The following is a 25,365-nucleotide window of genomic DNA, read 5'->3' as shown; positions in this document are numbered from 1 at the left end:
CCATGCCCAAGCTTCAGCCGAAACTGACCGAGGTTGACCCGGTCTGGAGCCGCATCCGCGAAGAGGCGGAAGAGGCCATCGCCGCCGAGCCGCTGCTGGGCGGCATGATCCACACCTCGATCCTGCACCATTCCACTCTGGAGCGGGCGCTCTCGCACCGCATCGCCCTGAAGCTCGCCAATGGCGAGATGGGCGAGCAGATCCTGCGCGAGATCGTCGAGGAGGCCTACGAATCCGACCCTGGCCTCGCCGCCGCCGCCCGCGCCGATATCGCCGCCGTCTATGAGCGCGACCCGGCCTGCCACCGGCTGCTGCAGCCCTTGCTCTACTTCAAGGGCTTCCAGGCCGTGCAGGCCTATCGCGTGGGCCACTGGCTGTTCCAGCAGGGCCGGCTCGACCTGGCCTATTTCATCCAGATGCGTGCCTCGGAGGCGTTCGGCGTCGACATTCACCCTGCCGCGCGCATCGGCAAGGGGCTGATGATCGACCACGCCCATTCCATCGTCATCGGCGAGACGGCGGTGGTGGGCGACAATTGCTCGATGCTGCATTCCGTCACGCTTGGCGGCACGGGAAAGGACACCGAGGATCGCCACCCCAAGATCGGCAACGGCGTGCTGATCGGCGCCGGCGCCCATGTGCTCGGCAATATCCATGTCGGCAATTGCAGCCGCATCGCCGCCGGCTCGGTCGTGCTGCACGATGTGCCGAGCTGCAAGACCGTCGCGGGCGTACCGGCCAAGATCGTGGGCGAGGCGGGCTGCGACCAGCCCTCCGTCGCGATGGACCAGCTGCTGGGATATTGAGCCGGGCGGGGCGGGGCCGGGCGGGGCGCTACTCGCCCCAGCCCGCTACCTCGTGGCGGCCAAAGAGCATCCGGCGGATGCCGGGCGTCGCGAGCCCCGCGGTGAAGCCGGGCGTGGGTGCGCTCGCCTCTGTCAGGCGGGCCCTCTGCTCGGCGCTCAGGCGCAGCTCTTGCGCGGCGAAATTGCCCTGCAGCTGCGCCACATTGCGCGCCCCGACGAGCGTGGAGGCGACGCTGGGCCGGCCCATCACCCAGGCGAGCGCCACCTGTGCGGGCTCGGCCCCGAGCTCACCGGCGACCTCTCTCAGCACTTCCAGGATCTGCCAGTTCCGGTCAGAGAACTTGCTGTCGCCGAAGGGGTTGGCGCCGCTCAGCCGCCCCGTGCCCTCGGTCTCGCCCCGCCGGTACTTGCCGGTGAGAAAGCCGCCGGCCAGCGGGCTCCACGGCATCACGCCCATGCCGCCCTCGCGCGCGGCGGGGATGTGCTCGGCCTCGACATCGCGGGCGACGAGCGAATATTCCAGCTGCATGGCGATCGGCCCCGGCACGCCCCGCTCCGCCGCGATGGTGGCGGCCTTCATCGCCAGCCAGGCGGGCATGTCGGAGAAGGCGTAGTAGCGGATCTTGCCGGCGCGGACGAGATCGCCCAGCACCTGCACGATCTCTTCCACCGGGGTCACGCCATCCCAGATATGCATCCAGTACAGGTCGATGTAATCGGTGCCGAGCCGCCTCAGCGAGCCCTCGAGCGCGCGGTGGATGTTCTTGGCGCCCGCGCCGCCGGCATGGGGGTTGCCGGCGCCGCCCGCGCCCGCCGCCAGCGGGCTTGCCGAGCCGTTGAAGCCGAATTTCGTCGCCAGCACCACCTCGTCGCGGCAGCCGGCCTCGGCGATGAACCGGCCCACCAGCTCTTCGCTGGCGCCGCCGGAATAGATGTCGGCCGTGTCGATGAAATTCCCGCCCGCATCGCGATAGGCGTCGAAGATCTCGCGCGCGGCGGTCTCGCTCGCGCCCCACTCGCCGGGGCCGAACGTCATGGTGCCCAGGCAGAGCGGGCTGACGACGAGGCCGGAGCGCCCAAGGGCGCGGTAGAGGAGGGACATGGGGGGTCCTTTCAGATGCGTAACGGTCGCTACGATACCTGTGGGCTTGTCGCGCCCGGGTCAACCAGTTTAATAGTGATCGATATGAAACCAGCCGCCTCACCCCGCCGCAAGCCCGGCCGCCCGCTCTCCTTCGACCGCGAGGCAGCGCTGGAGCGTGCCATGCTCGCCTTTTGGGAGACGGGGTTCGAGACAACCTCGGTCGCCGAGCTGACGGCGGCGATGGGCGTGACGGCGCCCAGCCTCTACGCGGCGTTCGGCGACAAGAAGGGGCTCTTCCTCGAAGCGCTCCGCCGCTACACGGGCGACCCCGCCGAGATGGCCCGCTCCTTTGCCGCGGCGCCCACCGCCCGGGACGCGGTGGCGCAGATGCTGGCGGAGGCGGCGGTGCTCTTCACCGGCGAGACCACCCCGCGCGGCTGCCTGCTGGCCAGCGCGGTGGCGACCGGCTCGAAGGAGGCGGCGGATGTGCGGGCGGCGGCGGCGGCAGAGCGCGCGGCGATCCGCGAGATCATCGTGGCGCGGGTGGAGCGGGACATCGCAGCGGGCCTGCTGCCGAAGGGCACGGCGCCCGGCGCGCTGGCGGACATGGCGCTGGCGGTGACGCAAGGCATGTCGGTGCTGGCGCGCGACGGGGCGGAACGGGGGGCGCTGCTGGCGCTCTGCGAGGCGGCCCTGGCGGGCTGGCCGGCGGCGCCCGCGTGAAAAGGCCCGCCCCGGGTCGGGGGCGGGCCTTCAAAGGGTTGGGCCGCGATTAGGCCGCGAGCGTCGGCATGATGCTCAGCGAGCCGCGGGTGGCGTCGGAATAGGGGCAGACATGGTGCGCGCCGGCGACGAGATCTTCGGCGACGTCCTTTTCGATGCCGGGCAGCGACACCTCGATCTTCACGTCGAGCCCGAAGCCCTTGTCCTCGCGCGGGCCGATGCCGACGGTCGTGGTCACGGTCGCATCCTCGGGGACCTTGACGCTCTTGCTGCGGGCATAGGCCTTGAGCGCCCCAAGGAAGCAGGCGGCATAGCCGGTCGCGAACAGCTGCTCGGGGTTCACGCCGTCACCGCCAGCGCCGCCCATCTCCTTGGGCGTGACGAGGTTGACGTCGAGCGCGCCGTCGGAGGTTTGGGCGTGGCCGTCACGGCCGCCGGTTGCGGTGGCGGAGATGGAATAAACGACTTCTTTGGCTGGCATGGGAGCCTCCTTCATTGCTGTTACGCGATTATGTAGCGCGCGATTTAAATTCATCAAGCTTGCGATCCCATCGTGTGCGACTTATTTTCCCTGCATGACCGATGCCCCGACGGAACCCGCGCTCGACCAGCTTGTCTGCTTCGACATCTACACGGCCAATCTCGCCATCGGCCGCGTCTACAAACCGCTGCTCGAGCCGCTGGGCCTGACCTATCCGCAATTCCTGGTACTCAAGGTGCTCTGGGAAGAGGACGGGCTGACGCTCGGCGCCATCGGCCGGCGGCTGGGGCTGGAATCCAGCACGCTGACGCCGCTGGTCAAACGGCTGTCCGCACGCGGCCTCGTCACGCGCAGCCGTGATGCCGGCGACGAGCGGCGGGTGCAGGTTGCGCTCACGCCAGACGGGCAGGCGATGGAGGCGCAGACGCGTGGCTTCGCCGAATGCCTCGCGCGCGGCACGGGCCTGACGCTGGAGGAGCTGCAGCAGGTCGGCCGGCTGACCCGCAAGCTCAGTCAGTCGGTGAACGCGGCGGGCTAGCGCTCCCCGGCCATGACCTGGCCGAAATGCCATGCGATGCCGAGCGCGCCCAGCAAAGCGCCCAGCCCGAAGGCGAGCGCGTCCGGGCCTTGTGTCAGGTTCAATGGGGCGGGCAGCACCAGAAGCGCCCAGGCGATCACGGCGTTTATCGCCGCCCAAAGGACGTTTACCAGCGGCGACGACAAACCGCGGCCGGGCGGCTTGGCGAAGGGGGTGGGGAAGGGGCGGCCCTGCAGGCCGGCCAGCAGATGCGGCAGGGTGTTGATTGCCACCATGCCGCCAAAGGCATGCGCCAGATAGATCCAGATCATCGGTGAGGCCTCCCTGAACAGGGAGCATGCCGCGCGCCTGGCCCACAGGCAAGAGCGCGGGCTTACCCCGCCAGGGCCGCGTTTTGCCGCCCGGCGGGGTTCGCTTTTCACGGTCATCGGCTCTGCAGCCTGTCCCGTGCGGCCAGTATCACGAGGGGTGGTTTACAAGGGGTAAAGGGCCCCCTCGCTTTTCTGGAAATATCCTCCGGGGGGGCCGGGGGGTGGAAAACCCCCCGGGTGCCAGCAAAGGGCGCGGCCGGTCAGGCCAGCATCACCATCGGATTCTCGAGGTTCTCGACGATGGCCTTCAGAAGCTCCGCCCCGAGCGCCCCGTCGATGACGCGGTGGTCGACGGAAAGCGTCACGCTCATCACAGTCGCCACCGTGACCTCGCCATCGTCGCCCACCACCGGCTTCTTCACCCCGGCGCCGACCGCGAGGATGGCGCCGTGCGGCGGGTTGATGACGGCGTCGAAATTGTCGATGCCGAACATGCCGAGGTTCGAGATGGCGAAGCTGCCGCCCTGATATTCATGGGGCGCCAGCTTCTTGTCGCGGGCGCGGGAGGCGAGGTCCTTCATCTCGGCAGAGAGGGCCGAGAGCGACTTCATCTCGGCATCCTTCAAGACCGGCGTGAAGAGCCCGCCCTCGATGGCAACCGCCACGGCCACGTCCGAGGGTTTCAGCTGCAGGATACGGTCGCCCGCCCAGACGGCATTGGCCTTCGGCACCGATTGCAGCGCCAGGGCGCAGGCCTTGATGATGAAATCGTTGACCGAGAGCTTCACGCCGCGGCCTTCGAGCTGGCCATTGAGCTGGCTGCGGAATTTCATCAGCGCATCGAGCTTGATGTCGCGGCGCAGGTAGAAATGCGGGATGGTCTGCTTGGCCTCGGTCAGGCGCTGCGCGATGGTCTTGCGCATGCCGTCGAGCTTGATCTCTTCGGTTTCGCGACCCTCGTACATCTTGAGGACTGCCTCGGCGCTGGGGCCGGCCGGGGCCGCGGCCGCCACGGGGGCCTTGTCGGCGGCTTTGCTCTCCGGCGTCGCGGCTTCGGGCGCAGAGGCCTTGCCGGGCTCGGCATTCTCGACATCCGCCTTGACGATGCGGCCACGCGGGCCGGAGCCCTTGATGGCCGACAGGTCGAGGCCCTTGTCGGCGGCGATGCGGCGGGCGAGGGGGGAGGCAAAGACGCGCTCGCCGTCTTTCCCCGGCTGCTCGCCGCTCCCTTGCGGGGGCGTCTCGCTTTTTACCGCACCGTCTTTCTGGCTGCCATCGCGGCCATAGCCCGCGGCAGGTTCGGCGGCGTCCTGCTTGTCTTCCTTCGGCGTCTCCTTGGGCGCCGAGGAGGTTTCCCCGATATCGTCGGCGCTCTCGCCTTCGGCGAGCAGCACGGCGATGGCGGTGTTGACCTTCACGCCTTCGGACCCTTCGGAGACAAGGATCTTGCCGATCACGCCTTCATCGACGGCTTCGAACTCCATCGTCGCCTTGTCGGTTTCAATCTCGGCCAGCAGGTCGCCGGAGGAGACGGTGTCGCCCTCCTTCACGAGCCATTTGGCCAGGGTGCCTTCCTCCATCGTGGGGGAGAGGGCGGGCATCAGGATTTCTGTCGGCATCAATCGACCTCCTCGACCAGCACGCGCCCCCAGGGCTCGTGGACGACACCGCCGCTCATCTTGGCGGTATAGGCTTGCAGAATTTGCGGCAGGTTGGCCTCGATCCAAGCGAGACGATCCGGAGAGGCCTCCCCGGTTTCGCTATCGACCAGCGCATCGGGCACGACGATGCGGTAGCGCTCGCCGACATCCTCGCCGCGGATGACATGGGCCTCGCGGGCCGCATCGTAGATCAGCTCGTTCGGCATCAGCGATAGCTCACGTCATGCACGGCCTTGATGACCTCGTCGGTGGTGACGAGGGCAAGCTTCTCAAGGTTCGCCGCATAGGGCATCGGGACGTCCTTGCCCGTGCAGGAGATGACCGGGGCGTCGAGATAGTCGAACGCCTGCTGCATGATCTGGCTGCCAATGTAGGAGCCGACAGAGCCCTGCGGCCAGCCTTCCTCGACCGTCACGCAGCGGTTGGTCTTCTTGACGCTTTCGATGACCGTGGGCAGGTCCATCGGCCGCAGCGTGCGCAGGTCGATCACCTCGGCGTCGATGCCGTCTTCGGCCAGCTTTTCAGCGGCTTCCAGCGAATATTGCATCCCGATGCCGAAGCTGACGATGGTGACATCCTTGCCCTCACGAGCGATGCGCGCCTTGCCGAAGGGCACGGTGAAGTCGTCCATCACCGGCACGTCGAAGCTGCGGCCGTAGAGGATCTCGTTCTCGAGGAAGATCACCGGGTTGGGGTCACGGATGGCGCTTTTCAGCAGGCCCTTGGCATCGGCGGCGGTATAGGGGATCGCCACCTTCAGGCCGGGGATCTGCATGTACCAGGCCGAGTAATCCTGGCTGTGCTGGGCGGCCACGCGGGCGGCGGCGCCGTTGGGGCCGCGGAAGACGATGGGGCAGCCCATCTGACCGCCGGACATGTAGAGCGTCTTGGCGGCGGAATTCACGATCTGGTCCATCGCCTGCATGGCGAAGTTGAAGGTCATGAATTCGACGATGGGCTTTAGGCCACCAAAGGCCGCGCCGACGCCGATGCCGGCGAAGCCATGCTCGGTGATCGGCGTGTCGATCACGCGCTTGGCGCCGAACTCGTCGAGCAGCCCTTGGGTGATCTTGTAGGCGCCCTGGTACTCGGCAACCTCCTCGCCCATGACGAAGACGTTCTCGTCACCGCGCATCTCTTCGGCCATCGCATCGCGCAGCGCCTCGCGCACGGTGGTGGATTTCACCTCCGTCCCCTCGGGCCAGTCGGGCGAGCGGTCGGGCTTGGCGGCGGGGGAGGCGGCGACGGGCGCGTCGGTCGGGACCTCGGCGTCGCCTTTCGTCTCTTCCTTGACCTCGGTCTTGGCCTCGCTGCCGCCGGACGAGCCGGCACTGTCGATGGCGGAGGCGTCTTCGCCCTCTTCGAGCAGCACGGCGATGGCGGTGTTCACCTTCACGCCCTCGGTGCCTTCCTCGATGAGGATCTTGCCGATCTTGCCTTCATCGACGGCCTCGAATTCCATCGTGGCCTTGTCGGTCTCGATCTCGGCAAGAATGTCGCCGGAGGAGACGGTGTCGCCTTCCTTCACCAGCCATTTGGCGAGGGTGCCTTCCTCCATCGTCGGAGAGAGGGCGGGCATGAGAATTTCGGTTGCCATTTAGACTGCCTCCCCCTGCGGGATGTCTTTGGAATAGATGTCTGTCCAGAGCTCTTCGAGGTTCGGCTCGGGGCTTTCCTTCGAGAATTCGGCAGCTTCGTTGATGATGTCCTTGATCTCCTTGTCCACCGCTTTCAGGTCCTCCTCGGAGGCGTGGTTGCCGGTGAGCAGCAGCTGGCGGACGTTCTCGATCGGGTCGCGCTCGTCGCGCATCTTCTGCACCTCTTCGCGGGTGCGGTACTTCGCCGGGTCGGACATGGAATGCCCGCGATAGCGGTAGGTCTTCACTTCGAGGATGTAGGGGCCCTTGCCGGAGCGGCAGTATTCGACCGCCTTCTTGCCGGCGGCCTGCACGGCGAGCACGTCCATGCCGTCGACCTCTTCGCCCTCGATGCCATAGGCGGCACCGCGCTGCCAGTAGGTCGGCGACTTGGTGGAGCGCTTGGTCGAGGTGCCCATGGCGTATTGGTTGTTCTCGATCACGAAAACGACGGGAAGGTCCCACAGCTCGGCCATGTTGTAGGTCTCGTAGACCTGGCCCTGGTTGGCGGCGCCGTCGCCGAAATAGACGAAGGTGACCCGGTCGTTGCCGAGATACTTGTCGGCCAGCGCAAGGCCGGCGCCGATCGGCACCTGGGCCGCGACGATGCCGTGGCCGCCGTAGAAATGCTTCTCGCGGCTGAACATGTGCATGCTGCCGCCCTTGCCCTTGGAATAGCCGCCCTCGCGGCCCGTGAGCTCGGCCATGACGCCCTTCGGGTCCATCCCGCAGGCGAGCATGTGGCCGTGGTCACGGTAGCTCGTGACCCGCTTGTCGCCCTCTTCGGCGGCGGCCTCGAGGCCCACGACCACGGCCTCCTGGCCGATGTAGAGGTGACAGAAGCCGCCGATCAGGCCCATGCCGTAGAGCTGGCCGGCCTTTTCCTCGAAGCGGCGGATGAGCAGCATCTCGCGGTAGTGGTGCAACAGCTCCTCGGCGGAGACATTGGGCTTGGCCGCAGCCTTGCGCGTCGCCATCGGGATCCTCCCGTTAAGACATAGTTTAGCTTTGAACTATCTTGGCAGAGCTCATTGGCAATGACCATTGTCGAAATGGGCGGAGGGCGCAAGGCTGCCATGCACCTGAGGGTAACCTGGGGAGTTTAGAGCAGCAGCGATGCGATTGAGGGACTACAGATCGGTGAGGTCGGGGACTGGCGGTGAGGGCGGAGGGGGGCCAGCCCCCCGTCGCCTTTGGCGACTCCCCCCGGGATATTTTTCAGAAAAGCGAGAGAGGCAGCTGTGCTTGAGGGGAGAGGTGGTGCCCCGGGGGATGGCGGCGCAAGGTCGCGGGGGGCGCGCCGATATTGCGCCGGGGCGCGCGGAGGCCTAGGAGGCGGCATGGCCCTGTTGCATCGCCTCATGCTGACACTCGCCGCGCTGGCTTTCGCGCTGTCGAGCCTCGTGGCGGCAGATCAGATGGCGCCCGAGGAGCCGCTGCCGGAGGGGCTGGCAGCCTATCTGGCCGCCGGCGGGGACATCAGCGACATTTGTGGAGACTTGCCGGGCGGTCATGCCAGCCATTGCCCGATCTGCCACGGCCTGCCCGAAGCGCCCGCCTGCGACTTCGCCCCCGCGGCCCTGCGCCTTTCCCTGGAGCCCGCCTGGCCGGGCGCGCTGGCCGACCTTGGCCTCAGCCCGCAGCGCGGCAACCCCAACAGCTCTGCCAGGGCACCTCCGGCCCTGCACCTCATCTGAGCAATCCGTGACGCGGGGCCTGACGCCGCCGCGCCAAACCTATCCCGGCAGCGGGTCCGAGGGCGATGCCCCGCCACCCCTGCCGAATCCGGAGGCAACATGCCGAAACTTCTTCTCTCCACCGCGGCCGTCGCCGCTCTCTCGCTCTCGTTCGCCGGCCCCGCCGCCGCGCATGTGACGCTGGCCGCCAGCGAGGCGCCCGCCGGGGCGACCTATATGGCGACCCTGCGCGTGCCGCATGGCTGCGACGGCGCCGCGACCGATACGGTGCGCGTGACGCTGCCCGAAGGCTTCTATGCCGCCAAGCCCATGCCGAAGGCAGGCTGGGAGCTTGAGATCACCCAGGGAGCCTATGAGACCCCCTACAACAATCACGGCACCGAAATGACCGAGGGGCCCCGCGAGATCACCTGGTCGGGCGGCGCGCTGGAAGATGCCTGGTATGACGAGTTCACCGTCCGCGGCTCCATCGGCCCTGATGTCGCCCCCGGTACGGTGCTGAGCTTCGAGACGGTGCAGCTCTGCGGCGATGCCGTTGAAAGCTGGACGGGCGACCTGGCCCCGACAGTGATGGTGACCGAGGCCGCTGCCGGCGGTGACGGTCATGGCGGCCATGGTGGCCACGACCATGCCGACGCGGCGGCCGCGGGCAGCTGGAGCGTGGGCGATCTGACCATCACGGGCGCCTTCACGCGGGCAACGCTGCCGAACGCCCCGGTGGGCGGCGGCTTCCTGACCGTCACCAACGCGGGCGAGACCGACGACACGCTCATCGCTGGCAGCACCCCCGCCGCCGGCCGCGTCGAGATCCATGAGATGGAGATGGACGGCGACGTTATGCGCATGCGCGAGCTCGAAGGCGGCCTGCCGATCCCGGCTGGTGAGACGGTGGAGCTGACGCCCGGCGGTTACCACATCATGCTCATGGAGCTGGCCGGACCGCTGGTCGAAGGCACCGAGGTACCGGTGACGCTGACCTTCGCCGAAGCCGGCGATGTCGATGTGATGCTGAGCGTCGGGGCGATCAACGCCCGCGAGGCCATGGATCACGGGTCGATGGACCACGGCGAAATGGATCACAGCGCGATGGACCACGGCGATATGGACCACGGCGATATGGATGACATGGAGGTTACCGAATGAACCAGCGCAGCCTGCGCCTGATCCTCTGGGTCGCCGTCGCGGTGGCGATCCTCGCCGGCGGCTCGGCCTTCTACATGCTGCGCGCCGGTGCCGATCTGCCGGTGGCGGGCACTCTTGGTCAGGGCGATTACGCCCTGGCCACCACCGACGGTGAGGCCTTCACCGAGGCCACGCTCACCGACGGGCACCCGACGGCGGTGTTCTTCGGCTTCACTCATTGCCCCGATGTCTGCCCGACAACGCTAGGCGACATCCTCACCTGGCGCGAAGAGCTGGGGGAAGAGGGTGACCCGCTAAAGGTCTATTTCGTCACGGTCGATCCCGAGCGCGACGATGCCGAGACACTGGGTGATTACGTCTCCTGGGTGCCGGGCGTCACCGGGGTGACCGGCGAGCGGGCGGAGATCGACAAGGCCATCCGCGCCTATGGTGTCTATGCTGCCAAGGTGCCGCTCGACGGCGGCGATTACACGATGGACCATTCGGCCTTCGTGCTGCTGTTCGACAGGAACGGCAATTTCATCGAGCCGATCTCCTACCAGGAGCCGCTGGAGACCGCGCTGCGCAAGCTGCGCCGCGCGCTTCAGGCGTAAGACCGGGGTGGGCCGCGGGGCGTTCAGCCCTGCGGCCGGCTCCATTCGGGCAGCGGGAAGAGCGCGTCGTAGGCCCAGTTGAAGACGAACGCATAGGCCATGTAGAAGGCCGCGAAAGAGACATCCATCACCAGCGCCTGCCAGAGCGAGATGTCGAGATACCAGGCGATGAACGGCAGCAGCATCGCCAGCAGCCCCAGTTCGAACAGCACCGTATGCACGACGCGCTGCGCCGGCGTCTTCAACGTTGTGCCGTGCAGGTGCTTCAGGGCCCGGTCGTAGAGCGTGTTGAAGCCCATGTTCCACAGCGTCGCGAGCGTGGCGCCGACCACGCCGATCACCCCGATATCACCGATGGGCTTGCCGAAGGCGAGCGCGCCGAGCGGGATCACGAGGCAGAGCGCGATGATCTCGAAGCTGAGGGCATGGCGAAGCCGGTCTAGGGGGGAGCGCATGGGGCGGGGCCTTGGGTCTGCTGCGCCAGAACGGGCGCGGGTGCAGGAGGGCCTACTCGGGCGCCGCACATGGTTCAAGGCAGGGGAGGAGGGCGGCCGGGCAGGGTTGCCCCGCGGCATCCTTCGGCAGGGATCAGCGGATGATCATCTCGTCAGAGCGGATGAGGCCCAGCACGTCGCGGGCCTGCTGATCGAGCAGATCGAGATCGAGGTAATTGTCCGACAGGCGGCGGGTGAGGTTTTCCATCTGCGTCACCTCGGCGTTCAGCGCATCGAGCTGGGCGCTGAGATCGCGCTCTTCCGCCTCAACCTCGGCACGGCGGAACAACCCGTAATCGCCCTGAACGGCGGCAAACATGAAATAGGCGCCGAGCAGAACCATGGCGGAAATATAGAAGAGGGGCGCCAGCGGCGGGCGGCTCATGCGGACCATGCGTGCTCTCATCTGCCTCGTGCCGCCTCTTTGCCGGACGGCTGTGCATCATACTGGCAGAGACGGCCCGGCAGGCCAAGCACTCATGGCCAGATCGCCGGGCGCAATGGCCGATTTGCCATAGGCCGGGGTGCCCTGCGTCACTCCTCTGGCCAGGGAATGTTGTACTGCACCTCGCCTTCCAGCCGCAGCGCCAGCCCGCCGTTGCAGGGCGGCTCGGCCGTGCCGGGGCAGAGGTCGGGCGCGGTGATGGTGGCGGTGATGGTGCCATAGAGCGTGCCCATGGGCGAGCCGGGCTCGCCACGGGTGAGGCTTTCGATCACCACTTCGGCCGGCGCGGCGAAGAGCGGATCGGCAAAGTTCTCACCGTTCAGCTCCACCTGGGCGGCCAGCGACCGCCCGGGCGCGGCCTCGGCCATCTCTGCGATGATGGAGATCGTTCCGGAGAGTTCACGCGGCTGGCCAGGACGGTAGCCGCCGATACTCAGCTCCAGGACGTCATAATCGGTGAACTGCACCGAACCGTCAGGGGCGCCGACGGAGAAGTCATAGGTGTCCCACGCCACGGGCTCGCCTTCGAGCGTGCCGCGAAGCGTGCCCATCTGCGGGATCTCTCGGTCGGGATCGGGCCCGATGGTGTAGAGCGGCGGCTCCGGCGGCAGGGGAACGATCTGGTCCGGCGGAACCAGCAGCGGGTTCGCCGTCTCCTCCGGCGCGCAGGCCGCGAGGATGACAAGGATCGATGCAGTCGAGATCGCAAGACGCATGAGGGTTACTCCTGGCACGAGCGTGCCACGGAGGAGCGCTATCCGGCAATGACGACGTGCCTGTGGCCGGATATGTCGGCCCGTGAGGGGGAGGGGGCGCGAGGCCCCCAGCCCGTCAGTCGTTACCGAGGTAGATGTCGACCATCTGGTCGAGCAGGTCCATCGCTTCGGCGCGGGGGCGCTGGAAGCAGTTGCGACCGATGATCGAGCCGTTGCCGCCGCCTTCGCGGATGGCGCGCGCATCGTCGAGCACAGAATCGCCGCCCTTCTTGGCACCGCCGGAGAAGATGATGATGCGACGGCCGCCGAAGGCGGAGTTCACGCAATCCTTCACCCGCGCGGCCTGGGTGGAGATGTCGATGCCCTGCTCCTCATAGACCTTCTTGGCCTCGGGCAGCATGAGGTGATCCGTCGAGAGCTTCACCTTGATGATATGCGCGCCGAGGAGGGCGGCCATATGGGTGGCATAGGCGGCCACGTCGACGGCGGTCTCGCCCTCCTTGCTGATCGCCTCGCCGCGCGGATAGCTCCACACGACCGAGGCGATGCCGACAGAGGCCGCCTCACGGCGCATCTCGGCGATCTCTTCGAACATATCCAGCGCCATGTCGGAGCCGGGGTAGATGGTGAAGCCGATGGCGGCGCAACCGAGCCGCTGCGCGTCGCGCACGCTGGCGGTGATGGCCTGGTTCTTGCCGGCGGTGCCGGACATCAGGCTGTTCGCCGAGTTCACCTTGAGGATCGTCGGGATCTGGCCGGCAAAGGTATCGGCCCCGGCCTCGAGCGGGCCGAGCGGCGCGGCATAGGCCGAGAGGCCGGCGTCGATGGCGAGCTGGTAGTGATAATGCGGGTCATAGGCCGGCGGGTTGGGCGCGAAGCTGCGCGCAGGCCCATGCTCGAAGCCCTGATCGACCGGCAGGATGATGAGCTTGCCGGTGCCGCCGAGCCGCCCGTTCATCAGGATCCGCGCGAGGTTGCCCTTCACGCCGGGGGTCTCGCCCTCGTATTTCGCCAGAATGTCACGCACGATCTGCGTCATCGCCATCGGTTCAGTCCTCCTTGTTGAGGCAACTGGTAGAGGGGGCCGGGCGACGGTTCAATTCTGTTTGCGCAATCAGGGAGCGTGTGAAGGGCAGGGTGCCTGCGGAGCGCTCAGGTGTCCCCGACCAAGGCTGCGCGCGGAACCAAGGCCGTCAGGCCGCCGCGCGAGCGCCGGCCCGTCCCGGCGGGCTGGCGCTCTGGCTACGTTCGCGCAAAGCCTGCCGCTGGGAGGAGTGTAGCAGGCGTAAAGCGCAGTAGCGGAGCGGTTGGAGCGCCACCCCACGGGACGGCGTGCCAGGGCAGCGCCTGGGGGAACGTTCCCCAGGCCGTGCTACTCACCCCAGCGCGGCGACCCCGGGCAGCTCCTTGCCTTCCATCCATTCCAGGAAGGCTCCGCCTGCGGTGGAGACATAGCTGAACTCCTCCACGACCCCGGCCTGGTTCAGCGCCGAAACGGTGTCACCGCCCCCGGCGACAGAAATCAGCCCGTCGTTCACCGTCAGCTTCCCGGCGATTTGCGCGGCGGAATTGGTGGCGGAGTCGAAGGGGCGGATCTCGAAGGCGCCGAGCGGGCCGTTCCAGATCAGCGTCTTGCTGCGCCCCATGGTTGTCGCGATGGCGGCAACGGCGATGGGCCCCGCGTCGAGGATCATCATGTCCTCCGGCACGCTGTCGGCATGGACGATCTTCGAGGTGGCATTCGCCTTGAACTCGCTGGCCACAACCACATCCTCCGGCAGAAGGATGGTGCAGCCCGCCGCCTTCGCCTTCTCCAGGATCTCACGCGCGGTGCCGGCCAGGTCGTGCTCGCAGAGCGATTTGCCCACGTCATAGCCTTGCGCGGCGAGGAAGGTGTTGGCCATGCCGCCGCCGATCACCAGCGTATCGACCTTGGCCACCAGGTTGCCGAGCAGATCGAGCTTGGTCGACACCTTGGCACCGCCGACGATCGCCATCACCGGGCGGGCCGGATTGCCGAGCGCTTTCTCCAGCGCCGTCAGCTCCTCGGCCATCAGCCGGCCGGCGCAGGCGGGAAGCAGGCGGGCCAGCGCCTCTGTCGAGGCATGGGCGCGGTGGGCGGCGGAGAAGGCGTCGTTGCAATAGACATCGCCGAGCTTCGCCATGGCCTTGGCCAGCTCGGGGTCGTTCTTTTCTTCACCGGGGTGAAAGCGCGTGTTCTCCAGCAGCAGCACCTCGCCGGCAGGCAACTCGGCGGCGGCGGCCTCGGCCTCGGGCCCCACGCAATCCTTTGCGAAGCGCACCTGCACACCGAGGGCCTTTTCCAGCGCCGGGCGCACCTTCGACAGGGACATCTCCGGCACCACCTGACCCTTGGGCCGGCCGAAATGCGCCAGAAGGATGGGCTTGCCGCCCTTGGCGAGGATGTCCTTCACCGTCGGCACGATGCGGTCGATGCGCGTCGTGTCGGTGACGCGGCCATCCTCCATCGGTACGTTGATGTCGACGCGCGTCAGCACGCGCTTTCCCTTCAGGTCCATCCCGTCGAGCGATGTCCAAGCCATGCCGGCCTCCCGCATTCGTGTACGCCCTGTCGTGGCGCCCTCGCGGCATGGCGTCAAGCGTGGCTTGGCTTTCAGCGCCGGGGCGCATAGCGTCCGCGCAAAATATTGGAAGGAGTGGCCCATGGCCGAGATCAAAGATCCCGAGAACACCATCCTGCTGGAACTCAAGGGCGGAACCGTCACCATCGAGCTTCTGCCCGACGTGGCGCCGAAGCATGTCGAGCGCATGAAGAAGCTGGCCCGTGACGGTGCCTATGACAACGTGGCCTTCCACCGCGTCATCGAGGGCTTCATGGCCCAGACGGGCGATGTGGCCAATGGCAACATGGAGAAGGACTTCAACATCAACGCCGCCGGGCGTGGCGGCTCTGACCTGCCCGACCTGCCGGCGGAATTCTCCGGCGTGCCGCATGACCGTGGCACCCTCGGCGCGGCCCGCTCGGCCAGCCCGGATTCGGCCAACAGCCAGTTCTTCATCAACTTCTCCGACAATCACTTCCTCAACCGTCAATACACCGTCTACGGGCGCGTGATCGACGGGATGGAGCATGTGGACGCCATCGCCCGCGGCGAGCCGCCAGCCAGCCCCGACCGGATGATCAGCATGAAAGTCGCCGCCGATGCGTAATCTCATCCTCGCCACCTTCGCCGCCGCGGCCATCACGGGCCCCGCCTTCGCCACCGGCCTCGACATCACCGTCGAGGGCGAGGCCAATGGCGTGATCCATATCGATCTCTTCGACGATGCGGCCCCGCAGCATGTCGAGCGTCTGACCACGCTGGCCGAGCAGGGCGCCTATGACGGCGTCGTCTTCCACCGCGTCATCGACGGTTTCATGGCCCAGACCGGCGATGTGGAGTACGGCAAGTCGGGCGGCGATATGTCGATGGCCGGTATGGGCGGCTCCGATCTGCCCGATCTGCCGGCAGAATTCTCCGATGAGCTGAGCTTCGACCGCGGTGTCGTCGGCATGGCCCGCAGCCAGAGCCCCGACAGTGCCAACAGCCAGTTCTTCATCATGTTCGCGCCCGCGCCGCATCTGAATGGCGCCTACACAATCGTGGGCGAAGTGACCGAGGGCCTCTACGTGCTCGACGCCATCAAGCGCGGCACCGGCCCCAACGGCGCCGTCGTCGGGCAGCCCGACGTGATGGCGAACGTGGAAGTCACAGAGTAACGCCGACCCACAAGAAAGCCGCCGCGCCATGAAGAAGGACAGTATCGACGCCTTCGGCGCGGCGGCCCTCATCGGCTTTTCGCTGCTGCTGGCGGTAAACCAGGTCGTCACCAAGCTCACCTATGCGGGCATCCAGCCGGTCTTCTTCGCCGGCATCCGTTCGCTCGGGGCGGCGCTTTGCATCTGGGCTTTCTACCGCCTGCGTGGCCGGCCGATCCGGCTGGGGCAGGGCAGGGTGGCCCTCGCGGGCGTGATCTGCGGGGTGATTTTCGCTTTCGAGTTCCTGATGCTGTTTCTGGCGCTGGATCTCACCAACGTCACCCGCACCTCGATTCTCTTCTATTCCATGCCGGTCTGGACGCTGCTCGGCAGCCATTTCGTGCTGCGCTCCGAGCGTATCTCCGGCTCCGCCGCCTTCGGCCTTGCCGCCGCGATGGCAGGCGTCGCGCTGGCGCTGGCCGAGCGGGGCGGGCAATCGGCGAACCTTGTGGGCGATCTCTGCGCCGTCGGCGCCGGTATGGGCTGGGCCGCGACGCTGCTGATCGCCAAGAACTCGCCCTTGAGCGAGCTGCGCCCCGAGGGGCAGCTCCTGTGGCAGGTGGCCGTCTCGGCCCCGATCCTGCTGCTGCTGGCGCCGCTCTTCGGCCCGCTGATCCGCGAGTTCGAGCCGATCCATCTGGCCGGTATCGCCTTTCAGATCGTGGTGGTGGTGAGCTTCGGCTTCATCTTCTGGCTCTGGCTGCTGTCGATCTACCCGGCGAGCGGGGTGGCGAGCTTCTCCTTCCTCGCGCCGGTCTTCTCGGTGGCGCTTGGCTGGCTGGTGCTGGGCGACCACCTTAGCTGGCGGCTCTTCGGGGCGCTGGCGCTGGTGGCGCTGGGGATCGTGCTGATAAACCGGCGCAGGCCCGTGCCGCCGCCGGATCTGTAGCGCACGGAAATCGCGCGATTTCCGTGACGAATTCCGCGCGGAATTCGTTGCCTAAAGGCGGGCGAGGCTCTCTGTCAGTAGATCGAAGAACCCGGCGGCATCGGCATCGCCAATGAAGAGCGCGTTCTTCGGCCGGTCGGTCACGCCCCACCAATCGGCGACGGTCATGCCGCGCGTCAGCTCGCTGTCGACCTCGATCTCCACGTTTATCTCGCGGCCGCTGAAGAGTTCGGGCTTCAGGAGCCAGGCGATGACGCAGGGATCATGCAGCGGTGCGCCTTCACCGCCGTATTTGGCGACGTCGAACCGCTCGAAGAAATCTGTCCAGGCCGCCACCGTCTCCCCGACCTCGCCGAGGGCGCGGAACCGCTCGATGCGCGCCTTGTTGGTCAGCACCTTGTGGGTCGCGTCGAGCGGCAGCACCGTGATCGGGATGCCGGAGGCGAAGACGATGGTAGCCGCCTCGGGATCGACATAGATGTTGAACTCTGCGGCGGGCGTGATGTTGCCGACCTCGAAATAGGCGCCGCCCATCAGCACGATAGCGGCGATCTTCTCGGCAATGTCGGGGGCCTTCTGGAGAGCCGTGGCGATATTGGTGAGCGGCCCGAGCGGGCAGAGGGTGATCTCGCCTGGTGCGGCGCGGACGGCCTCGATGATGAAGTCGACGGCATGGCCCTCGGCGAGCGGCATGTCGGGCTCATAGACCTCGACGCCATCGAGGCCCGTGCCGCCATGCACATGCTCCGCCGTGGTCAGCGGGCGGCCCATGGGGCGGTCGCAGCCAGCGAAGACCTTGATGTCTGGCCGCCCGGCCAGCTCGCAGACGATGCGGGCGTTGCGCTGGGTCAGGGCGAGGGGGACGTTGCCGGCAACGGCGGTGATCCCGACGACCTCCAGCTCCGGCGAGGCGAGGGCAAGCAGGATGGCGACGGCATCGTCCTGCCCCGGATCGGTATCGATGATGATCTTGCGCGCCATGGCGGCCTCCCTCGTTCGGAGCAGGCAGGTAAGCAGAGGGCGACGGCGAAGGCCAGTGGGTTTTGGGAGTGCGATCTCGTCGCGACTGTATGCCCGACGCCACCCAGCGATGACCCCTCACGCCGGCCCGTGGGGTGGCGCAGCTCCGGTGCCGCTATTGTGCTTTATGCCGCCAAACCCCTCCCAGCGGAGGGCTCTGCGCTGCCGTCACCAGAGCGCCAGCCCGCCGGGACGGGCCGGCGCTCGCGCGGCGGCCTGACGGCCTTGATTCCGCGCGGGGGAAGGAGCGGCAGCGGTCGAGCCCGAAGGTCTGCCCCCTGCCTCAGCCGTCCCTCAGCTCGCGCTCTCGCCCCGCGCCAGCGCCGCCACGCCCGTGCGCGCCAGCTCTGCCAGGCCCAGCGGGCGCATCAGCTCGGCGAAGGCGTCGATCTTCTCCGGCGTGCCCGTCACCTCGAAGGTGAAGGAGGACAGCGTCGAATCCACCACGTTGGCGCGGAAGATCTCGGCCAGCCGCAGCGCCTCGATCCGCTTGTCGCCCGTGCCGGCCACCTTGAAGAGCGCCAGCTCGCGTTCCACGGCCTTGCCCTCGACCGTGAGGTCATGGACCTCCTGCACCACCACGATGCGGCCAAGCTGCGCCTTGATCTGCTCGACGATATGGTCGGTGCCCGAGGTGACGATGTTGATCCGCGAGGTATGCCCCTCGTGATCGATCTCGGCGACGGTCAGGCTGTCGATGTTGTAGCCGCGGCCCGAAAACAGCCCGATGACCCGCGCCAGCACGCCCGGCACGTTCTCGACGATCACCGCCAGCGTGTGTTTCTGGATGGTCTCGTCCGCCGTGTCGCGGAGGTTGTAGGCGGAATGGCTGGTAGAGCCTTGCTCGATCTTAAGGGCGTTCATTGCTCGTCTCTTTCGAACTCGTTGCGCATGCTGTCTGGGCGAAGGGCAGGGGCTGGCATCACACCAGCGCTCCGCCGCCGACGAAGGCATCGCGCTCTGCCGACAGAAGCATCTCGTTATGCGCCTTGCCGGAGGGGATCATCGGGAAGCAGTTCTCGTGCTTCTCGACCAGGCAATCGAAGACCACCGGCCCGTCATGCTCGATCATCTCCATGATCGCATCGTCCAGATCGGCCGGGTCGCTGCACTGGATGCCCTTGGCGCCGAAGGCCTCGGCCAGCTTCACGAAATCGGGCAGCGCCTCAGACCAGCTTTGCGAATAGCGCTCGCCATGCAGCAGCTCCTGCCACTGGCGCACCATGCCGAGGCGCTCGTTGTTGAGGATGAACTGCTTCACCGGGGCGCGGAACTGCATGGCAGTGCCCAGCTCCTGCATGTTCATCAGCCAGCTCGCCTCGCCTGCGACGTTGATGACCAGGCTCTCGGGATGGGCGATCTGCACGCCGATCGAAGCGGGAAAGCCGTAGCCCATGGTGCCGAGGCCGCCAGAGGTCATCCAGCGGTTCGGCGCCTCGAAGCCGAGATATTGCGCGGCCCACATCTGGTGCTGGCCGACCTCGGTGGTGATGTAGCGGTCACGCCCCTTGGTCAGCTCTTCCAGCCGCTGCAGGGCGTATTGCGGTTTGATCACCGTCTCAGAGGGCGCGTAGTTCAGGCATTCAGCCCGCTTCCACGCCTCGATCTGCCGCCACCAGCCGGCCAGGCCGTCGCGGGCGGTCTTGCGGCCGCGCGACTTCCAGATGGTCAGCAGGTCTTCCAGCACATGTGCGACATCGCCGATGATCGGGATGTCGACGCGGATGATCTTGTTGATCGAGGAGGCGTCGATATCGATATGCGCCTTCAGCGAGCCGGGGGAGAAGGCGTCGGTGCGCCCCGTGATCCGGTCGTCGAAACGCGCGCCGATGCAGATCATCAGGTCGCAATCGTGCATGGCCATGTTGGCCTCGTAGAGCCCATGCATCCCCAACATGCCCAGCCAGTGCTTGCCGGAAGCCGGGTAGGCGCCCAGGCCCATCAGAGTGGAGGTGATGGGAAAGCCCGTCGCATCCACGAGCTCGCGCAGCAGCTGGCTGGCCTGCGGCCCCGAGTTGATGACGCCGCCGCCGGTGTAGAAGATCGGCCGCTCTGCCGCTTCCATCGCGGAGACCAGCGCCTCGATGGCGGCCCGGTCGCCCTTCACCTTGGGCTGATAGCGCGGGCGGATCTCTTCGCGGCCGGTATAGGTGCCGTTGGCGAATTGCACATCCTTCGGGATGTCGACCAGCACGGGGCCGGGGCGCCCGTGGGTGGCGACGTGAAACGCCTCGTGAATGGTCTTGGCCAGCGCGTCGGGCTCTTTCACCAGATAATTGTGCTTGGTGCAGGGCCGGGTGATGCCGACTGTATCGGCCTCCTGAAAGCCATCTGTGCCGATCAGGAAGGTCGGCACCTGCCCGGAGAGCACGATGACCGGGATCGAATCCATCAGCGCATCGGTCAGCCCGGTCACCGCATTGGTGGCGCCGGGGCCGGAGGTGACGAGCGCGACGCCGGGCTTGCCGGTCGAGCGGGCATAGCCCTCGGCGGCGTGAAGCGCGGCCTGCTCGTGGCGAACGAGGATGTGGCGAATGTCGTTCTGCTGAAAGATCTCGTCATAAATGGGCAGAACGGCGCCCCCCGGATAGCCGAACACGGTATCGACGCCCTGATCCTTCAGAGCTTCGACAACCATTTTGGCTCCGGTCATTTCCCTAGACATGTGCCTCGTCCTTTTGTCGGCCTATCGCGTCGTGCGGTGGTGAAATCATGGTTTAGAAAACAAAAACCCCCGGCTGAGGACCGGGGGCGCATGGGTTTGGATCTGGGCGTGCCTTACGGCCCCATGCGCCTTTCTCCAATAAGTACGATGATCGACATGATCTTCTCCACTCTGCGGAAGCGACCATAGGAGCGGTGTTTGAGGCGGTCAACAGCAAAAGCGGACATTTTTGCAAACCAGTGGGCCATTTCTGGTAATTAACAGAAAGACGATGCACCTCCCTCGCAATTTTCCGCTAGGGAAGGGGTGCTGCGGCTGCTGTCAGGTGCCCCCGCGAGTCACCCGGGCCGCGGCCAGCGGGATCGCCGCCACCAGGACCGTCAGCATCCAGAAGGCCGCCGGCAGGCTGGTCGCGTGAGAGACAAAGCCAATCGCCGCCGGCCCGAGCAGAACTCCGGCATAGCCCGCTGTGGTGACTGCCGCGACGGCGAGCCCCGTCGGCATGGCGCGCTGGCGCCCGGTGAGGCTGAAGATCACCGGCACCAGATTGGCGGCGCCGAGGCCGATCAGCGCGAAGCCGGCGAAGGCCACGGGCGGCCAGGGCGCGAGCAGCAGCACGAGCATGCCCGCGATGGCCAGCAGCCCGCCCCAGACCAGCACCTTACGGTCGCCGAGCGCCGCGACCACCCGGTCGCCCGTCAGCCGGCCAAAGGTCATTGCCAGGTTGAAGAGCATGAAGCCCAGGCCTGCGCGCTCCACGCTCGCCAGATCCGTCTCCACCGCGAAGAGGGCGCCCCAGTCGAGCATGGCGCCTTCGACCAGGAACATGATCGTCGCCAGCAGCGCCAGCAGCAGCACCAGCCCATGGGGCAGGGCGAAGGGCATCGCTTCGCCGCCGCGGGCGCGCAGCAGGCGGGGGGCGGCAATCGCCATGGCGGCAAGCGTGATCGCGGCGCCTGCAAAAAGGCAGAGGGCTGGCGAGGCGCCGAGCGCGAGCAGGCCGGTCACGCCACCCGCGCCGACGAAGCCGCCCACGCTGAACATGGCGTGAAAGCCCGACATCAGCGGCCGCTTCGCCCGCGCCTCGACTTCGACACCGTGCACGTTCATCGACACGTCGAGCGTGCCAAGCGATGCCCCCAGCACAAAGAGCGCCGCGCCCAGCAGCCAGGCCGAGCCGGCGAGGGCGAGGACCGGCAGCACAACGGCCAGCCCGACGCCGCCGAGCATCATCATCGGCCGCGCGCCCTTCTGGGCGCTGATGATGCCGGTCACGGGCATGGCGCAGACAGAGCCGATGCCGAGGCAGAGCAGCAGCAGGCCGAGCTGGGCCTCGTCGGCGCCCACATGCGCCTTGGCGAAGGGAATAATCGGCGCCCAGCAGGCCATGGCGAAGCCGGCGGCGAAGAAGGCCAGCCGCGTGGCAAGGCGGGGGCCGGCAGTCTCGTCGGTGATATCGGTCATGGCTGTCTTTCAGGCTGAAGGGGCAGCGCGCAGCGGGGCAGGCGCCCCGGCGGCAACAAGGGCGTCGAGCATGTCGGCGGGCGCATCGTGCTCGACGACAAGATGGGTGAGGGCCGGGGCGGCGCCGAAGGGGAAGGGCGCGCGGGTGCCGAGCTTCTCGGTGGTCATCATCAGCGCAGTGGCGGCGCTGGCGGCGAGCAGAGCCTGCTTCATGTCGCTGTCGGCCCGGTCGAAGCCGGCGAGCGTACCGGCCGGGTCGAGCGCGCAGGCACCGAGAAAGCACAGGTCGATGGCATAGCGCGGCAGCTCGGCCAAAGCCCGCCCATCGACGCAGCCGCCGATCGCGGGGTCGACGGCGCCGCCGATGAAGTAGAGCGCGATATCCGCCCGCGCCGTCAGCGCGGTGGCGGCAGGCAGGGAGTTCGTGACGACCCGCATCTCTTGCGCAGGGGGCAGATGGGCGACCAGATGTGCGGCGAGGCGGGCATTGGTGCTGCCGCAGTCGAGAAAGATCGTCTGGCCGGACTGCACCAGCTCGGCTGCCGCGGCCGCAAGCGCCGCTTTGGCGGCGGGTTCGGCCTGCATTCGTTCGGGCAGCGGCACGCCAGCGGGAGAGATCGGCAAAGCTCCGCCGTAGACGCGCTGGCAGAGCCCCTCGGCGGCGAGGGCGCGCAGGTCGCGGCGGATGGCATCGTCAGAGATTCGGAACTCGCGGGCGAGCTCGGCAGAGCTGACAGGCTGACCGGCGGCGAGCCGGGCGGCGATATGGTGTCGGCGAGAGAGGGGTGGTGAATCGTGCATAACCGTGCACTACCATGTGATATACCGCGACCTCAAGCGCTCTTTCGTTAGAGAATCGGAACCATCCCGCGAAACGCCGACACGCCACCTCGCGGCGAAAGCGCCGCCCGAAGCACACTTGCCGCAAAGTCAATTTCTCCAAGATTTCCGATGATTTGCCCGCAATTGAGGCATTTGCAGCTTCGCGGAGCGAAAAAAAGCCGTCAATGAGGTATTCCGCCACAGCAGATCGTTCGGCTAAGCTCGCTCTACTTGAAAAACGCGCCAGGGGGAGAACCGGCGCGATCTCTAGGGAGGAGATGTCATGGACCGCCGTTCCTTTTTGAGAACGTCCGCCGTTGGTGGCGCCGGGGCCGCCGCGTCTGCGCTGGCCGCGCCGGCCTATGCGCAGGGCAACCGCACGCTCACGATGGTCACCTCGGTACCCGATGGTTTTGCCGTGTTCGACGACGCGGCCGTCTATCTGGCGACCGCCATCACCGAGATGACCGACGGTCAGATCACCATCGACAAGCGCCCCGCCGGCAGCCTCGTCGGCGCCTTCGAGGTGTTCGACGCTGTCTCCGCCGGTCAGGCCGACATGTACCACTCGGCCGATTACTACTTTCTCGGCCAGCACCCGGGTTACGCCTACTTCACCGCCGTGCCCTTCGGCGGCACCGCGCAGGAGGTGATGAACTGGTACCTGCACGACGGCGGCCGCGAGCTGCATGACGAGCTCGGCCAGATCTTCGGGCTGAAGAGCTTCCTCGCCGGCAACACCGGCATGCAGCCCGGCGGCTGGTTCAACAAGGAGATCAACTCCGCCGAAGATCTGCAGGGCCTGAAGTTCCGCATGCCGGGCCTCGGCGGCCAGGCACTCGGCTATGCCGGCGCTTCGGTGCAGAACGTGCCGGGCGGCGAGATCTACCAGGCGCTCTCGTCCGGCGCCATCGACGGCGCCGAGTGGATCGGCCCCTTCGCCGACGAGCGCCTCGGCCTGCAGGAGGTCTGCGAGTTCTACTACACCTCCGGCTTCCACGAGCCGGGCTCGGCCCTCTCTTCCGCCGTCAACCTAGACGTCTGGGAGAGTCTCACGCCGGCGCAGCAGTCGATCTTCGAAAAGGCAGCGATGGCGACGCACCATTGGAACCTTGCGCAGAGCTACGCCAACAACGGCGCCGCGCTCGACCGGCTGCAGCAGGGCGGCACCAAGCTGATGAGCTTCCCCGACGACGTGTGGGAGGCCTTCGGTACCGCGTCCGAGCAGGCGCTCGACGAGTACATGGACGACGAGCTCTACGCCCAGATCCGCGAGAGCTTCGAGACCTCGATGCGCAAATCCTCGCGCTGGCAGACGGTGGCGGAAGACGCCTACCGCCAGCAGCGTGACCGCATCCTCGGCATGTAGGTACCAACGGCCGGGCCCTTATCCGGGGCCCGGCCACAACCGGCAGCAAAAGCCGGGAGCGAGGGGAGTGGCATGGGGCTCGTCGAAGCATGGGGCGGATCGGCGGTGGGCTGGCTTGTGGCCAACATCATCGAGGGCTTCTGGAACATCATTGCGGCCATCGTTCAGTGGCGCAGCTGGCTTGACTGGGTCAGCTGGGAAGGCACGACGGAAGACAAGGAATCCGTGCTGCGGATGGTCTTCTACGGCGCCTCGACAGAGCTGTTCTTCGTGCTGTTCGACATTTTCGTCGTGCTCACCATCCTCGGCATCGTCTTCCCGCGCATGATGTGGGGCATGGTTCGGGGGCTGGAGGCCTTCGGCAACACCGTCGGCCGCATCGCCGCCTGGGCGGGCCTGTTGATGGTGCTGCAACAGGTCATCATCATCTTCATGCAGCGCGTCTTCGCCGTCTCGGCCCTGTCCTTCGGCTTCGGCATGACTTTGGAACGGGACGTCTCATGGTGGTCGGAAGAGCTGAAGCTCTACAACGCCATGGTCGTGACCTTGTGCCTTGCCTACACCTTCATCCAGGGCGGGCAGGTGCGGGTCGATCTCGTCTATGCCGCCGTGCGCCACCGCACCAAGCGCGTCATCGACATGTTCGGCTCGCTGTTCTTCATGCTGCCGGCGGCGACGCTCATCTGGCTTTACGCCTGGTTCTTCCAGTGGCGCCACCTGATGGTGCCCAACACCTCGGCCTCTGACCCGCTCGACCGGCTGCTGATGAAGGCGCGCGCCATGCGCTGGAGCGTCGAGACAATCGGCTTCAGCCCCAACGGATTCGACGCCTATTTCCTCTTCAAGACGCTGCTGCTGGTGATGACCGCGATGATCGCGCTGCAGGCAGTGGCCTTCTTCTGGCGCTCGTTCCTCGAATTCCGCGAGGGCGAGGCGTCGGCGGACAAATATCTCGACAAGGACGTCGCTGAGAGCCTGGAGGTGGATCTTGCCGCCGCGGGCCACAGCCACGCGGACGTGTAAGCC

28 protein-coding genes are annotated in these 25,365 nt (G+C 67.0%); 11 read left to right on the top strand and 17 right to left on the bottom strand.

All coding sequences use genetic code 11. The features are described 5' to 3' along the window. Positions 1-2: 2 nt before the first annotated feature. Positions 3-806: a serine O-acetyltransferase gene (cysE, locus tag ACXN5S_RS05315; RefSeq protein ID WP_458604364.1), complete on the top strand. Its 804-nt coding sequence runs from the start codon at positions 3-5 to the stop codon at positions 804-806. A gap of 28 nt (positions 807-834) precedes the next feature. On the opposite strand, the gene ACXN5S_RS05310 is transcribed toward cysE, so the two are convergent. Then, on the bottom strand, positions 835-1,908 hold the full coding sequence (locus ACXN5S_RS05310; RefSeq protein WP_458604363.1) for an aldo/keto reductase: 1,074 nt from the start codon (positions 1,906-1,908) through the stop codon (positions 835-837). Positions 1,909-1,992: 84 nt separating this feature from the next. On the opposite strand from ACXN5S_RS05310, the gene ACXN5S_RS05305 reads away from it, so the two are divergent. Further along, on the top strand, positions 1,993-2,613 hold the full coding sequence (locus ACXN5S_RS05305) for a TetR/AcrR family transcriptional regulator (protein ID WP_458604362.1): 621 nt from the start codon (positions 1,993-1,995) through the stop codon (positions 2,611-2,613). 49 nt (positions 2,614-2,662) lie between these two features. Here ACXN5S_RS05305 and ACXN5S_RS05300 read toward each other — a convergent pair whose 3' ends face one another. Further along, entirely contained in the window at positions 2,663-3,094 is a 432-nt protein-coding gene (locus ACXN5S_RS05300; RefSeq protein ID WP_458604361.1) for an organic hydroperoxide resistance protein, read from the bottom strand. 94 nt (positions 3,095-3,188) lie between these two features. Here ACXN5S_RS05300 and ACXN5S_RS05295 point away from each other — a divergent pair, with 94 nt between their 5' ends. Then, positions 3,189-3,632, top strand: coding sequence for a MarR family winged helix-turn-helix transcriptional regulator (locus ACXN5S_RS05295; protein WP_458604360.1), 444 nt, complete (start codon positions 3,189-3,191; stop codon positions 3,630-3,632). Here the strand turns inward: ACXN5S_RS05295 and ACXN5S_RS05290 are convergent. The 5 genes from ACXN5S_RS05290 to pdhA all read right to left on the bottom strand — a co-directional run bounded on the left by ACXN5S_RS05290 (position 3,629) and on the right by pdhA (position 8,218). Further along, positions 3,629-3,943 carry a hypothetical protein gene (locus ACXN5S_RS05290; RefSeq protein WP_458604359.1) on the bottom strand — a complete coding sequence of 105 codons (315 nt, stop codon included), beginning with the start codon at positions 3,941-3,943 and terminating at the stop codon, positions 3,629-3,631. The two genes, ACXN5S_RS05295 and ACXN5S_RS05290, sit on opposite strands and share 4 nt — an antisense overlap. 260 nt (positions 3,944-4,203) lie before the next feature. Next, positions 4,204-5,562, bottom strand: a complete 1,359-nt coding sequence (locus ACXN5S_RS05285) for a pyruvate dehydrogenase complex dihydrolipoamide acetyltransferase (RefSeq protein ID WP_458604358.1) — start codon at positions 5,560-5,562, stop codon at positions 4,204-4,206. Next, positions 5,562-5,810: a hypothetical protein gene (locus ACXN5S_RS05280; RefSeq protein WP_458604357.1), complete on the bottom strand. Its 249-nt coding sequence runs from the start codon at positions 5,808-5,810 to the stop codon at positions 5,562-5,564. Before ACXN5S_RS05280 ends, ACXN5S_RS05285 begins: the two co-directional genes overlap by 1 nt. Beyond that, positions 5,810-7,201, bottom strand: coding sequence for a pyruvate dehydrogenase complex E1 component subunit beta (locus tag ACXN5S_RS05275; protein ID WP_458604356.1), 1,392 nt, complete (start codon positions 7,199-7,201; stop codon positions 5,810-5,812). Before ACXN5S_RS05275 ends, ACXN5S_RS05280 begins: the two co-directional genes overlap by 1 nt. Next, the gene (gene pdhA, locus ACXN5S_RS05270) at positions 7,202-8,218 is read right to left on the bottom strand and encodes a pyruvate dehydrogenase (acetyl-transferring) E1 component subunit alpha (RefSeq protein WP_458604355.1); all 1,017 of its coding nucleotides are present in this window, start codon (positions 8,216-8,218) and stop codon (positions 7,202-7,204) included. Positions 8,219-8,581: 363 nt separating this feature from the next. Here pdhA and ACXN5S_RS05265 point away from each other — a divergent pair, with 363 nt between their 5' ends. The 3 genes from ACXN5S_RS05265 to ACXN5S_RS05255 all read left to right on the top strand — a co-directional run bounded on the left by ACXN5S_RS05265 (position 8,582) and on the right by ACXN5S_RS05255 (position 10,674). After that, positions 8,582-8,938 carry a hypothetical protein gene (locus tag ACXN5S_RS05265; RefSeq protein WP_458604354.1) on the top strand — a complete coding sequence of 119 codons (357 nt, stop codon included), beginning with the start codon at positions 8,582-8,584 and terminating at the stop codon, positions 8,936-8,938. Between the two features lie 99 nt (positions 8,939-9,037). Further along, positions 9,038-10,081 carry a copper chaperone PCu(A)C gene (locus ACXN5S_RS05260; protein ID WP_458604353.1) on the top strand — a complete coding sequence of 348 codons (1,044 nt, stop codon included), beginning with the start codon at positions 9,038-9,040 and terminating at the stop codon, positions 10,079-10,081. After that, positions 10,078-10,674, top strand: coding sequence for an SCO family protein (locus ACXN5S_RS05255; protein WP_458604352.1), 597 nt, complete (start codon positions 10,078-10,080; stop codon positions 10,672-10,674). Before ACXN5S_RS05260 ends, ACXN5S_RS05255 begins: the two co-directional genes overlap by 4 nt. A gap of 23 nt (positions 10,675-10,697) precedes the next feature. Here ACXN5S_RS05255 and ACXN5S_RS05250 read toward each other — a convergent pair whose 3' ends face one another. From ACXN5S_RS05250 to ACXN5S_RS05230, 5 genes are all read right to left on the bottom strand, one after another. Further along, positions 10,698-11,129 carry a PACE efflux transporter gene (locus ACXN5S_RS05250; protein WP_458604351.1) on the bottom strand — a complete coding sequence of 144 codons (432 nt, stop codon included), beginning with the start codon at positions 11,127-11,129 and terminating at the stop codon, positions 10,698-10,700. A 133-nt stretch (positions 11,130-11,262) separates the two neighbouring features. Continuing rightward, on the bottom strand, positions 11,263-11,562 hold the full coding sequence (locus ACXN5S_RS05245) for an FtsB family cell division protein (protein WP_458604350.1): 300 nt from the start codon (positions 11,560-11,562) through the stop codon (positions 11,263-11,265). 140 nt (positions 11,563-11,702) lie between these two features. Then, positions 11,703-12,329 carry a hypothetical protein gene (locus ACXN5S_RS05240; RefSeq protein WP_458604349.1) on the bottom strand — a complete coding sequence of 209 codons (627 nt, stop codon included), beginning with the start codon at positions 12,327-12,329 and terminating at the stop codon, positions 11,703-11,705. Positions 12,330-12,444: 115 nt separating this feature from the next. Beyond that, positions 12,445-13,374 (bottom strand): class I fructose-bisphosphate aldolase, encoded by a 930-nt coding sequence (locus ACXN5S_RS05235; protein ID WP_458604348.1) that lies wholly within the window; start codon positions 13,372-13,374, stop codon positions 12,445-12,447. Between the two features lie 331 nt (positions 13,375-13,705). Beyond that, positions 13,706-14,893 (bottom strand): phosphoglycerate kinase, encoded by a 1,188-nt coding sequence (locus ACXN5S_RS05230; RefSeq protein ID WP_458604347.1) that lies wholly within the window; start codon positions 14,891-14,893, stop codon positions 13,706-13,708. A gap of 121 nt (positions 14,894-15,014) precedes the next feature. Here ACXN5S_RS05230 and ACXN5S_RS05225 point away from each other — a divergent pair, with 121 nt between their 5' ends. The 3 genes from ACXN5S_RS05225 to ACXN5S_RS05215 are packed head-to-tail and all read left to right on the top strand — an operon-like array spanning position 15,015 to position 16,999. Next, positions 15,015-15,521, top strand: a complete 507-nt coding sequence (locus ACXN5S_RS05225) for a peptidylprolyl isomerase (RefSeq protein ID WP_458604346.1) — start codon at positions 15,015-15,017, stop codon at positions 15,519-15,521. Beyond that, entirely contained in the window at positions 15,514-16,071 is a 558-nt protein-coding gene (locus ACXN5S_RS05220; protein WP_458604345.1) for a peptidylprolyl isomerase, read from the top strand. Before ACXN5S_RS05225 ends, ACXN5S_RS05220 begins: the two co-directional genes overlap by 8 nt. Before the next feature lie 28 nt (positions 16,072-16,099). Further along, on the top strand, positions 16,100-16,999 hold the full coding sequence (locus ACXN5S_RS05215) for a DMT family transporter (protein ID WP_458604344.1): 900 nt from the start codon (positions 16,100-16,102) through the stop codon (positions 16,997-16,999). Between the two features lie 51 nt (positions 17,000-17,050). Here the strand turns inward: ACXN5S_RS05215 and ACXN5S_RS05210 are convergent, their stop codons facing one another. The 5 genes from ACXN5S_RS05210 to ACXN5S_RS05190 all read right to left on the bottom strand — a co-directional run bounded on the left by ACXN5S_RS05210 (position 17,051) and on the right by ACXN5S_RS05190 (position 22,949). Beyond that, positions 17,051-17,980 (bottom strand): nucleoside hydrolase, encoded by a 930-nt coding sequence (locus ACXN5S_RS05210; protein ID WP_458604343.1) that lies wholly within the window; start codon positions 17,978-17,980, stop codon positions 17,051-17,053. A gap of 333 nt (positions 17,981-18,313) precedes the next feature. Next, positions 18,314-18,883 carry an acetolactate synthase small subunit gene (gene ilvN / locus ACXN5S_RS05205; RefSeq protein ID WP_458604342.1) on the bottom strand — a complete coding sequence of 190 codons (570 nt, stop codon included), beginning with the start codon at positions 18,881-18,883 and terminating at the stop codon, positions 18,314-18,316. A 58-nt stretch (positions 18,884-18,941) separates the two neighbouring features. Beyond that, positions 18,942-20,684 (bottom strand): acetolactate synthase 3 large subunit, encoded by a 1,743-nt coding sequence (locus ACXN5S_RS05200; RefSeq protein WP_458604341.1) that lies wholly within the window; start codon positions 20,682-20,684, stop codon positions 18,942-18,944. 321 nt (positions 20,685-21,005) lie between these two features. Next, complete coding sequence (locus tag ACXN5S_RS05195; protein WP_458604340.1) at positions 21,006-22,148, bottom strand: MFS transporter; 1,143 nt, start codon at positions 22,146-22,148, stop codon at positions 21,006-21,008. 9 nt (positions 22,149-22,157) lie between these two features. After that, entirely contained in the window at positions 22,158-22,949 is a 792-nt protein-coding gene (locus ACXN5S_RS05190; RefSeq protein ID WP_458604339.1) for a DeoR/GlpR family DNA-binding transcription regulator, read from the bottom strand. Between the two features lie 304 nt (positions 22,950-23,253). On the opposite strand from ACXN5S_RS05190, the gene ACXN5S_RS05185 reads away from it, so the two are divergent. Together ACXN5S_RS05185 and ACXN5S_RS05180 are read left to right on the top strand one after the other, a co-directional pair. After that, a complete protein-coding gene (locus ACXN5S_RS05185; RefSeq protein WP_458604338.1) occupies positions 23,254-24,339 on the top strand; it encodes a TRAP transporter substrate-binding protein in 1,086 nt (361 codons plus the stop codon). A gap of 72 nt (positions 24,340-24,411) precedes the next feature. Beyond that, positions 24,412-25,362 carry a TRAP transporter small permease subunit gene (locus ACXN5S_RS05180; protein ID WP_458604337.1) on the top strand — a complete coding sequence of 317 codons (951 nt, stop codon included), beginning with the start codon at positions 24,412-24,414 and terminating at the stop codon, positions 25,360-25,362. Positions 25,363-25,365 lie beyond the last annotated feature (3 nt).

The organism is Pseudoroseicyclus sp. H15, assembly GCF_054353345.1.
The sequence above is the reverse complement of the archived record's forward strand: the minus strand, read 5'-3'. Positions and strand labels throughout refer to the sequence as shown.